This window comes from Polaribacter sp. NJDZ03 (assembly GCF_019263805.1).
GTDB lineage: Bacteria > Bacteroidota > Bacteroidia > Flavobacteriales > Flavobacteriaceae > Polaribacter.
In genome coordinates this window covers 3,644,052-3,656,163 of sequence record NZ_CP079195.1, presented here as the reverse complement: position 1 = coordinate 3,656,163, position 12,112 = coordinate 3,644,052, and the positions used below count along the sequence as shown (strand labels likewise).

The following is a 12,112-nucleotide window of genomic DNA, read 5'->3' as shown; positions in this document are numbered from 1 at the left end:
CTCTTAATTAACAAAAAACATCTTGCTACTAATGAAATAGCAGCTAGAATATTTTATAAAACCAGAAGTAACATTGCTGGTTTAACTAAAAATACGTTAAAATAAGCTTCGTTTAATTACAACAACGAGACACCGGAATACAAATAGAACTATAGATTATGATGCTGTCAAAGGTAGTAATCATATAAATCTAACAACTAACACAAAAATAAATAACAGATTAGATATTTATACAAATGACTAAACGAAAGATGATACGCTAGAAGAGGATAAAACGAAAAGTAGAAAAGAAAAAAGGTTAAAGTCTAGTAAATAGAAACCACTCTATAACTAAAACAAAAACTATAATTATATAAAACATCAAAAAAATATTATCAAATACTCATCAATATCACAAAATCAATAAATATTCAATTACAAAAATGATAAAAGAGGTACTATATTTACATATTTTTCAAATTAAAAAATAAAATAAAGCAAAATACAAATATTTATTATCAGCAAAAATACTACTATAAAAAAGATTAACCCCACACATAAAAGACATAAACATTTAGAAAATAACAGATTACAACAAAAGAGAAAAAAAAACCAACAATTTTCATTTCAAAAATGAAAAAACTATTTGTGTTAAAAAATTGTTTTATTAAGATTTATTTAAGACTTTTGGAATTAATTAATTCAAATAATTATACAATGAAGACAAAGTTTAATGGATTTTTAACGCTACTCTTAGCGTTAATCGTGCAAATTTCTTTTGCACAGGAAAAAACTATTTCCGGTACTGTATCTGATAGTTCAGGTAGTTTACCAGGAGTTAGTGTACTAATTAAAGGAACCTCTAAAGGGGTTGAAACTGATTTTGATGGAAAATATACATTAAAAGCAAAATCTGGAGCTGTGTTAGTTTACAGATATCTTGGTTACAAAACTACTGAGAAAACTATTGGAGCTTCAAGCGTCATAAACGTAACCTTGGTAGAAGGTGGTGAAATTTTGGATGAAATAGTTGTTACTTCTTTGGGTATAAAAAGAAATGCCAAAGAATTAACATATGCTGCTACAACTTTAAAAAGTGATGAAGTAACACAAACTAAATCATTTAATGTTGCTACTGCTATGGTTGGTAAAGTTGCAGGTTTGCAAATTAACACGACTAACAATGGTGTAAACCCTAGTACTAGGGTAGTATTAAGAGGTAACAGATCTTTATTAGGTAATAATGAAGCATTAATAGTAATTGATGGTTTTCCTTCTAGTAGAGATGCTCTAGATCGTATAAGCCCTAATGATATAACTAATATTAGTGTTCTAAAAGGTGCAGGAGCTGCAGCTCTATATGGTTCTGAAGCGACAAATGGGGTAGTATTAATTACCACTAAAGTTGGATCAGGAAAATTAAGTGTAGAATATGCAGGGTCTATAACTATTGAAAATGCAGCTTACCTTCCTGAAGTTCAAAATGAATTTGGTGTAGGAGGTTTTCCTGATGGTACTTTATTTCCATTAGAAAATGTTGCTTGGGGGCCACGTTATGATGGTAGACTAGTTGATGCAAGTGAAACTTTAGATGATGGATCAGTTTGGCAAGTGCCTTTTTCTCCAATTGAAGATAACCACAAGAACTTCTTTGAAACAGGTATAACTACAAGACATGGTGTTACAGTAAGTGGAGGTGATGACGCAGGTAGTATTCTTCTTTCATTAGATCAAACAAATACGACAGGTATTGTACCAAAAGATAAATATAATAGAACAAACTTCAGATTAAAAGCAACAAGAAAATATGACAAATTAACTGTTGGAGGAAATCTATCTATGTTTAGATCTCATTCTAATGTTGTAGGTGAAGGTGGTCGTCAAAGTAGACCGTTATACTGGAATATTATAAATACTCCATTACATTTACCTATGGAAGAATTGAAAAATTGGAGAACAGGTGAGTTTACTAGAAATGAAACTTCTTATTTTGCTTTTTATGAAAACCCTTACTTTATTGTTGATACACAAAGAGAGAAATTAGATATTACTGAATTTAATATTCTTACAAATGTAGATTATAAATTTAATGACTGGTTAAAAGCATCATTAAATGTAGGTTTTACTTCTTCTGGACAAACGAATAAAAGAGAATTTGGAGCATTTGATTATAGTTTTGAATTAGCTAATACATACGCTAGAATGGATCCTTATGGAGCTAGTACTGCAGATGGTTCTTTTAATTCATCAAGATTTAATTCTGATTTTTTATTACAATTTGAAAAGCAAGTATCTCAAGACTTTAACCTTAAAGCTATTTTAGGACAAAATACAAGAATCACAAGCTCTAAAGGAATATCAATTTCAGGGGGTGATTTAATTATACCAGATTTCTATAATGTTTCTACGAGAACAGGTGATTTAGCAGGATCTGAATCAACTACTAATTATAGAAGAGTAAGTTTTTATACAGAATTAACTTTAGGGTATAAAGATTATTTATTTTTAAATGCAACTGGTAGAAATGATCAATCTTCTACATTACCAAAAGATGATAATTCTTTCTTTTACTATGGTGCAGGGATGTCTTTTGTAGCATCAAGTGCTTTTCCTAGCATTGTTTCAGACAAAGGACTTAGCTTCTTAAAAGGAACCTTAAGTTATACCGAAACTGGTAATGATCCAGGACTTTACCAAACACAAGGTATTTTCTTTGCGCCAGGTAATTTCCCTTATGGTAGTACTGCTGGTTTATCACAATCAAGTCAAATACCTGCTCCAGGATTAAGACCAGAGATTACTAAATCTATTGATGCAGGTATAGAATTTAGAATGTTTAACAATCGTTTTTCAGGAGAACTTGCTGGTTATAAAACAAATTCTATTGACCAAATAATCCCTGTAAATATTTCTAGTGCATCTGGTGCTACTAGTGCTAGAGTTAACGTTGGTGAAGTTGAAAACTTAGGTATAGAACTTAACTTAATGGGAACAATACTAAGAAGTGAAAATTTCTCTTGGGATATGGGCGTAAATTGGAGTGCTATGAAATCTGAAGTAATATCTTTAGATAATGGAGTTGATGAATTAGATCTTGGAGGTTTTGCTGATGCTCAAATTATTGCAAAAGTAGGGGAATCTTATCCACAAATAAGAACAACATCTTACTTAAAAGACGATCAAGGACGTATTGTAGTTGGTGCTGATGGAGATCCTATTCAAGATTCTCAAAATCAAATACAAGGAAAAACAACTCCAGATTATACTATTGGATTAAATACCACTATTAAGTATAAAAACTTTAGCTTATACGCAGTAGCGGATTACAGAACAGGTCATGTCTTTTACAACGGATTAGTAGATGCTCTAGAATTTACTGGATTATCTAAACATAGTGCTACTGCAGGAAGACAACCTTTTGTATTCCCTAATTCTTCTTACGCGGATGGATCTGGTGGCTATACAGCAAATACAAATAGATTAACATCAGGTGGTGGAAATGCTTTCTGGACTGCTTATAATGAAGTAAAAGAAAACTATGTTACAGACGCAACTACCTTAAAACTTAGAGAGGTTTCATTATCATATACCTTTGGAAAAGATGTTCTTGAGAAAGTTGGAGTAAGCAATTTAGTATTAAATTTTTATGGAAGAAATTTAATTACCTTAAGACCAAAAGACAACGTATACACTGATCCTGAGTTTAACTTTACTACTGGTAATGCTGTAGGAGTTGGAACTCAAAGTCAGACTGCTCCTACAAGACAATTTGGAATGGGTATAAATGTAACATTCTAAAAAAATAAAATATAAAAACATATAAAATGAAAAAATCAATATTAATAATATTCGCTTTTGCTTTGGTTAGTGTAAGCTGTAGCGATTTTTTGGATGTCAACGACAACCCCAACAATCCACCTATTTCAACACCAAGAATAACATTACCTGTTGCACAACAAAGTTTTTCATCATTAAATGCAAGAACAATGACGTATTTAGGTAACTTTTTGGCAGTAAATTGGGCAACACCATCAAACTGGTCTACAAATGAAATCTACTCTAGATATAATTTTACAGCTTCAGATTTCAATAATATTTTTGAAACTTCTTACGCAGATATTTTTAAAAACTTAACATATATTGAAACATATGAAGATCCTTCTGGAACAGTAGACTACTCATACTATCAGGCAATTTCTAAAATTATAAAAGGATTTCAGTATCAAATGCTTGTAGACTTATATGGTGATGTACCTTATTCTGAAGCAAATTTAAGAGGAGATAATACAACTCCAAAATATGACGATGCAGAGACTATTTACAAAGCGGTTATAGAAGACTTAACAGCTGTTGTAGGCTTAATAAATAATGCACCTGTAAATGCTCAAAACCCAGAAAGCCAAGATATTATTTTTGGTGGAGATATGTCTCATTGGATTGAATTTGCAAATACCATTAAATTAAGAATGTTAGTTAGATTAAGCAATACAGGTCAGGATGCATACATTGCTAGTCAAATTGCAACAATTAATGCAAATGGTGCAGGCTTCATTACAACAGATGTAACCTCTAATCCAGGTTATACAACTGCGCAATTTAAACAAAATCCTTTCTACGACTACTTTAGAGTAGAAGTAACAGCTGCAGAACAAGATAGAGGAGATTTTACGGTTGCTTCGGAATATGCAATTACATATTTAACGAACACAAATGATCCAAGATTAGAGCGCTTATACACTTCTTCAGAAAATGCTGATGAGTTTAAAGGAGCTCAACAAAAAACAATCCTTCCGGGTGTAGGTTTTACTTCTAAAGATTTAGCAAAAATTGGTCCAGGACTTATAAAAACTGCAGAAGGAGATCAAATAATTATGTCATTAGCTGAAGCTCTTTTTATCCAGTCTGAGGCTACAACTAGAGGTTATATATCTGGTGGAGACGCAGCAGCTCAAGCAAATTATGAAGCAGCAATTGAAGCTTCATTTACTCAGTTAGAAGTTGCAGATCCTATAGCAAGTGCTCAAACATACTATGCACAAACTACACCAAGTGTTAACTGGTCTAGTTCACCTAATAAAATTGAAGCAATTATAACTCAGAAATGGGTTGCGCTTAATGGAACTTCTTCTATAGAATCTTGGATAGATTTAACAAGAACAGGTTATCCTGCTGGATTACCGATCCCAGATGAATCTAATGGTTCTAGACCAGTAAGATTACTATATCCTTCTTCTGAGGTGTCTAGAAACAATGACAATGTACCTACACTAACAAGTAATGATGTATTTACAAAAAATCCTTTTTGGAAATAAATAAATAATATAAAACAAATAAAATGAAAAATATAAAAATCTTAGTACTACTTTTCATTAGTACTTTTGCATTTACATCTTGTGACGCATTATTGGATGATTATGAAACTGATTTTGGAAAAGGTCCAGTACTAACTCAATTCTTAAATCAGTCTATAACCAATAACTTTGTACAAGATGGTACGGGAATAATTTATGAATACGAAGTTCCAATTGTATATCAAGGAGGAGATAATACTCCTTTAGATGAAGATGTTACAATAACAATTTCTGTAGATGCAGATGCTTCAACAGCAACTGAAGGTGTAGAATTTTCTTTAACAGAAACCAGTTTTACAATACCTGCTGGATCAAATACTGCAATGGCTAAAATATCAGTAAATTCAGCTAAATTAGATCACCTAAACCCATTAACAGCAGTAATACAAATTGACTCATCATCTCAAACTGTTTCTGAGAATAACAAAACTATAATTACATTGCAAGGAATTTGTCCTACTGATTTAGCAGGTGACTATACTTATTCTGACGGAAATGAAACAAATGCAACCATCGTAGAAAATTCACCTGGTAAATACACAGTTTCTAGGGACAATAATTTTGGAACTGCATATTCTTTCAATTTTTCAGATGTATGTGGCAAACTTACAGTTACTAGTACTTATATAACTGATAACTTTAGTTCTTATTCTGACTTTGAAGGATCAGGAACTATAGATGCGGCGGGAACTATTACGTTTACATATACAATTGACCCACTATTAAATAATAGAACAATGACTCTTGTAAAAGATTAATAAATATTATTGACATTAATTTATTTACCACAAAAGCTTCAAATAAGCTTTTGTGGTTTTTTTTTATTTACATTTGCAACATGGAGAATAACATGACAACAGAAAGTACACCAACAACCAATATTTTTGGAATTAGAGCCATAATTGAAGCCATAGAAAGTGGTTCTTCAATTAATAAAATATACTTACAGAAAGGACTAAGAGGAGAATTGTTTTATGAATTGAATAAGTTAATCAAAACAAACAACCTTACTACAAGCATGGTGCCTGTAGAAAAGTTAGATCGATTATCTAAAAACAGTAATCATCAAGGTGCTGTTGCACAAATATCTCCAGTAGAATTTTACGATTTAGAAGAATTGATTGAAAAAACAGTAGAGAGTGATAAAACACCTTTATTTTTATTATTAGATCAAGTCTCTGATGTACGTAATTTTGGAGCCATCATTAGAACAGCAGAATGTTCTGGAGTCAACGGAATTATCATTCAAAAAAATGGAAGTGCTCCGGTAAATGCAGAAACAATAAAAACATCTGCAGGTGCAGCTTTTAAAATTCCTATTTGTAAAGTAGATCACATTAAAGATGCTATGTTTTTATTACAAGCATCAGATATTAAAACAGTCGCAGCTACAGAAAAGACAGAAGACTCTGTATATGATATCGATTTTAAACAACCAATTGCCATAATTATGGGTTCTGAGCATAGAGGTGTAAACCCTTCTATATTAAAAATGGTAGACTATAAAGCAAAATTACCTTTGTTAGGTGAAATAGCTTCTTTAAACGTATCTGTTGCATGTGGTGTTTTACTATATGAAGCGGTAAGACAAAGAATTGTAGTAGGTAGTTAGATATTAAAGAAAGTATATATTTAAAACAAAGCTGTATGTAAGTAATTATATACAGCTTTTTCTAATTCTCCTTTTATCTAACTTAAGCGAGAAAACAAAAAAATTAGTTATCACTTTCATCACTCAACTCCTCCTCTACTTTTGGTGGTGCAAAATTACCATGTTCGTCAAATAAAGTATCGAATTCTGTTTCTATAAATTGATGTTCTTCTCTAATAATTCCTTTATTTCTAAACGTAAATGCAAAAAGAAATCCTACTATAAAACCAGATAAATGTCCTTCCCAAGAAATACCTTCTTTTATAGGGAGCACATACCATATCATACTTCCATATAGAAATATTATAATTAAAGACAATGCGACCAACCTAAAGTGTCTTTTTATAATTCCACTAAAAAAAACAAAACTAAACAGTAAGTACACAATTCCGCTTGCACCGATATGGTAAGCCTCTCTTGCTATACACCAAGTTATGAAACCTGTAAAAAAACCGCCGAAAAGCAGTACTTTATAAGCTACTTCTCTATAAAAATAAAAAAGACTGCTTAAAAGCACAAATAAGGGAATGGAATTATTAAAAAGATGACTTACATTACTATGTATAAAATGAGTCAGGAAAACACCTCTAAAACCAACAAAAGTTCTAGGAAAAACACCGTATTTATTAAAATTAATGTCAAATTGTATTTCAATCCAATAAATAAACCAAATTGCAACAATGTATACAACCGGAATTAAAAAAATTGATTTTGATATATTTAAATGATTCTCCTCTTTCATCTGGTATAAAATTAACAAAAATAGAACCAATGTCGATTTTTACAATTTCTGTCAGAAATCTTTATTATTTTTACTGAATGAATGAACCTTTGGCAGAAAGAATTAGACCTAAAACTCTAGAAGACTATATCAGTCAGCAACATTTAGTAGGTAAAACAGGTGTTTTAACCAATTTAATTAAAAAAGGAATCATTCCTTCATTAATTTTATGGGGACCTCCAGGAATTGGAAAAACTACACTTGCCAATATTATTGCTACGGAATCTAAACGCCCTTTTTATACCTTAAGTGCTATTAGTTCTGGGGTAAAGGATGTACGAGAAATTATAGAAAAGGCAAAAAAAAGCGGAGGGTTGTTTACTGTTAAAAATCCTATTTTATTTATTGATGAAATTCATAGATTTAGTAAATCTCAACAAGATTCACTTTTAGGAGCTGTAGAAAAAGGATGGGTAACCTTAATTGGTGCAACCACAGAAAACCCAAGTTTCGAAGTTATTCCTGCCCTACTCTCTCGTTGCCAAGTATATATTTTAAATTCTTTTGATAAAACAGATCTCGTGGCACTTTTACATAGAGCTATGGAGAAAGACGAACTTTTATCAACCAAAAAAATTACTTTAAAAGAAACAGATGCATTATTACAAGTATCTGGTGGAGATGCTAGAAAGCTTCTTAATATTTTTGAATTATTAGTATCTGAAGAGGATGAAATTGAAATTACCAACGATTTAGTACTCGCTAAAATTCAGAAAAACACTGTTAGATATGATAAAACGGGTGAACAACATTATGACATTATTTCTGCTTTTATAAAATCGATTAGAGGAAGTGACCCTAATGGGGCGGTTTATTGGTTGGCTAGAATGATTGAAGGTGGCGAAGATGTAAAATTTATTGCCAGAAGACTACTTATTTCTGCTTCAGAAGATATTGGTAATGCAAACCCTACTGCATTAATTTTAGCAAATAACACATTCCAAGCAGTTTCTGTTGTTGGCCATCCAGAATCTAGAATTATATTAAGTCAATGTGCTATTTATTTGGCTAACTCCGCCAAAAGTAATGCTTCATATATGGCTATTAATGAGGCACAAAATTTAGTACAGAAAACGGGAGATTTATCTATTCCTATTCATTTAAGAAATGCACCAACTAAATTAATGAAAGATTTAGACTATGGTAAAAACTACAAATACTCGCACAATTACCCAAATAACTTTGTAGAACAAGAATTTTTACCAGATGAAATATCTGGAACCAAATTGTATGAACCAGGTAATAATGCTAGAGAAAATCAGTTTAGAGAAATCTTAAAAAACAGATGGAAAAACAGTTATAATTATTAAAATCTAATCATATAAATATATGATAATAAAAAAGAGGCCACTTAGAAACAATTTCTAAGTGACCTCTTTTTTATTATACATACAAGACTCTAAAAAATTAGAAAACCAATCTGAGGTATTTCTAATTTAATGTACGGAATTGATTAAAACTTAATTGTGTAGTGTTTTGTTACTAAGGTATCATTTTCATAATACTCTGCCACCCAGTTATTGCCATTTTTATAGATAATTCCATTCTTATCTTTAATAACAAAAACATCTTTTACATTTGTTTTAAGTATCTGAAAAACAACTGCCGGTGTAGTATCTACTAACTGGAAACCATTTTTTTTAACCTGACTATATAAAACGTCTAAATTATTTTTTGCCAGAGCAACTTCTTTAGTAGCAACCATTTTAACAGGCGCTACTTCTGCAACCTCAACAACTGTTTTAACAATAGATTCTGCTTGTAATGGAGTAAATGTATACTCGAATTCTTCCATAGTAGCATAGGCTTTTCTAATAGCTTCTTGGTACGATTTTTTATATTCCTTCTCTTTACTCTTACCCTCTTCTGATGTATACAAAACCTTACCGTTGCAATCTTGTAATTGTATTTTACTTTTTACAGTAAACATACTAGAATCGTCTATAACATTTGCAGTTAAAGCCTTACATCTATTCGTCATTAAATCTGATGGTAATGTTTCATTACTTAAAAAAACTTCAAATCCTTTTTTTTCTAAAAGAAACTTAGTTAAGGAACTTGTTTGGTATTGATCTGAACTCTTTAAAAACTCAAATCTATCTGGTACAATTACATATTTATAGTTATTGATACTTAGTTCTTGACTAAATGCCGATATTGTTATTAAAAACAAAAAACTAAATGTTATTTTTTTAATCATTTTAATTGAATATTTATTGGATTTCTAATTTTACAGTATTATTATTTGTTAATGCAATATCGCAAAATTGTACGATACTATATAGATTTCTATATAAATTAACTTTTCTTTATTTAAATATAAAACGCTTTATAAGTTACAAATATTGCTTTATTTCTAAAAGGGAATTAACAGAAAAAAAATCTCCTTTTACTGAAGTATTATTTTCAAAATTACAATAAATAGCCTGCATACCAACATTTATTGCTCCTTCTATATCTGCCTCTAAACTATCACCAATCATAATAGAATTGTCTTTATTTGCTTTTGCGATATCTAAAGCGTACGTAAATACTTTAGGGTTTGGCTTTTTAACACCCACAGATTCTGAAGTAATAATTTTATCAAAATAATGATAAATATTAGAACTCATCATCTTCTTATTTTGCACTTCTTCAAAACCATTGGTAATGATGTGCAATTTATATTTATCTTTTAAGTAATCTAAAAGTTCAAAAGTTCCATCAAATAAATAATTAAAATCTGGCAGAAAATCTAAATAGTCAACTGCCATCTCATCAATAATAGCATCTGAAATCGTATAATTTAAAGCATCAAAACTATCTTTTAATCTACCGTATCTTAACTTGTCTTTAGTAACCTTCTCTTCTCTAAACAATTTCCAATAATTAAAATTTAAAGGTTTGTAAACAGTTAAAAAAGTTTCTATATTTAAAGTAATACTATGTTTAGTAAAAACCTTCTGAAAGGCTAAATCAGAATTTTTTTCGAAATCCCATAAAGTGTGATCTAAATCAAAAAAGACATGTTGTATCTGTGTCATTTACATTATATTTGAATACATTATTTTAAGTAAGTAATATGCAACTATTTTCTTTTCTAAAAAAAGAGTTTGTTAAAAATGTATTTACATTAATAACAGGAGCTGCTTTAGGTCAAATAATTGTTTATACTTCTATTTTATTACTTACCAGACTTTTTTCGCCTGAATTATTTGGTATTTATATATTATTCACTTCTTCTGTATTAGTTTTAAAACCAATCATTACGTTACAATTAGAATTAGCAATCATTTTACCACAGAAAGATGAAGATGCTATTAATACATTTGCTTTAACCATATTTGCAACGCTAGTTCTAAGCCTATTAACATTTATCATCATATTAATTTTTAAAAGATCAATATTATCATTTTTTGAAATAAAAAAATTATCTTTTCTTATTTATTTTATTCCTTTTAGTACACTTTTCTTGGGCTTTATAACCTCTTTAAATTACTGGAATAATAGAAATAAAAAATTTAATAATATTGCTAATGGTACTATTACTAAATCTGCAGTAATGAGCGTTGGCCAGATAACAACAGGCTTTAGTGCTGCTAATTATTTGGGGTTAATTCCAGGAATGTTATTGGGACAAATAGCACAATTTATATTTCTCCTTAAAAAATCTACAGCCTCTATTTATAAATTAAAAAATGAAATTTCTTATTCTAGAATGCTCATATTAATAAAAAAATACAAGGATATACCACTTTTAAATACACTTATTACTTTTTTAAACACACTCTCTAACGAAATACCTGTATTGTTAATTACCAAGTATTTTGGACTTTCAACCGCAGGTATTTATGGTTTAGCTATTAAAGTAGGAAGAGCTCCAAGTGGAATAGTACAGGATTCTGTAAGCCAAGTATTCTTTAATAAAGCTACTGAAGTTTATAATAAAAAAGAAAATTTGCAAAATATAGTAAAGAAAACGTGCTTTAATTTATTGAAAATTTCTTTATTAATCTTTATTCCATTATTCATTATTTCTTACTTTTTAGATTTTATATTTGGAAGCGAATGGACAGATGTTGGCACGTATTTAAGAATTTTAATTCCATGGTTATATATTATGTTTTTAAGTTCACCTATAACTTCTTTAATAGTAATTTTAAACAAACAAAAAGTTATACTTTTTTACGACATATGCCTTTTAACTTTTCGCTTTCTAGCCTTTTATGCTGGATATTATTTTTATAATGATATTTTAATATCATTAATTTTATTTTCAGCTGTTGGTGTCTTTTTTAATATCTTTATTCTTATTTACTTTTTTAAAATTTCTAAGACTGAAAGTGTAAACAGAAATGCATATAAATAATT

General features: G+C 29.8%; 9 protein-coding genes. 6 read left to right on the top strand and 3 right to left on the bottom strand.

The genetic code is table 11. The features are described from left to right. Window positions 1-696 precede the first annotated feature (696 nt). From KV700_RS15505 to rlmB, 4 genes are all read left to right on the top strand, one after another. Window positions 697-3,777 (top strand): SusC/RagA family TonB-linked outer membrane protein, encoded by a 3,081-nt coding sequence (locus KV700_RS15505; RefSeq protein ID WP_218598442.1) that lies wholly within the window; start codon window positions 697-699, stop codon window positions 3,775-3,777. Between the two features lie 26 nt (window positions 3,778-3,803). Further along, complete coding sequence (locus tag KV700_RS15500) at window positions 3,804-5,291, top strand: SusD/RagB family nutrient-binding outer membrane lipoprotein (protein WP_218598441.1); 1,488 nt, start codon at window positions 3,804-3,806, stop codon at window positions 5,289-5,291. A gap of 23 nt (window positions 5,292-5,314) precedes the next feature. Further along, a complete protein-coding gene (locus KV700_RS15495; protein WP_218598440.1) occupies window positions 5,315-6,088 on the top strand; it encodes a hypothetical protein in 774 nt (257 codons plus the stop codon). Window positions 6,089-6,180: 92 nt separating this feature from the next. Next, window positions 6,181-6,942, top strand: a complete 762-nt coding sequence (gene rlmB / locus KV700_RS15490; protein WP_166382642.1) for a 23S rRNA (guanosine(2251)-2'-O)-methyltransferase RlmB — start codon at window positions 6,181-6,183, stop codon at window positions 6,940-6,942. Window positions 6,943-7,045: 103 nt separating this feature from the next. Here the strand turns inward: rlmB and KV700_RS15485 are convergent, their stop codons facing one another. After that, window positions 7,046-7,723, bottom strand: coding sequence for a rhomboid family intramembrane serine protease (locus KV700_RS15485; RefSeq protein ID WP_218598439.1), 678 nt, complete (start codon window positions 7,721-7,723; stop codon window positions 7,046-7,048). Window positions 7,724-7,800: 77 nt separating this feature from the next. On the opposite strand from KV700_RS15485, the gene KV700_RS15480 reads away from it, so the two are divergent. Further along, window positions 7,801-9,072, top strand: a complete 1,272-nt coding sequence (locus tag KV700_RS15480) for a replication-associated recombination protein A (protein ID WP_218598438.1) — start codon at window positions 7,801-7,803, stop codon at window positions 9,070-9,072. A gap of 143 nt (window positions 9,073-9,215) precedes the next feature. On the opposite strand, the gene KV700_RS15475 is transcribed toward KV700_RS15480, so the two are convergent. Next, entirely contained in the window at window positions 9,216-9,962 is a 747-nt protein-coding gene (locus KV700_RS15475) for a hypothetical protein (RefSeq protein ID WP_166382636.1), read from the bottom strand. A gap of 136 nt (window positions 9,963-10,098) precedes the next feature. Next, window positions 10,099-10,785, bottom strand: coding sequence for a YjjG family noncanonical pyrimidine nucleotidase (locus KV700_RS15470; RefSeq protein WP_166382634.1), 687 nt, complete (start codon window positions 10,783-10,785; stop codon window positions 10,099-10,101). Between the two features lie 38 nt (window positions 10,786-10,823). On the opposite strand from KV700_RS15470, the gene KV700_RS15465 reads away from it, so the two are divergent. Then, complete coding sequence (locus KV700_RS15465; RefSeq protein ID WP_218598437.1) at window positions 10,824-12,110, top strand: lipopolysaccharide biosynthesis protein; 1,287 nt, start codon at window positions 10,824-10,826, stop codon at window positions 12,108-12,110. Window positions 12,111-12,112 lie beyond the last annotated feature (2 nt).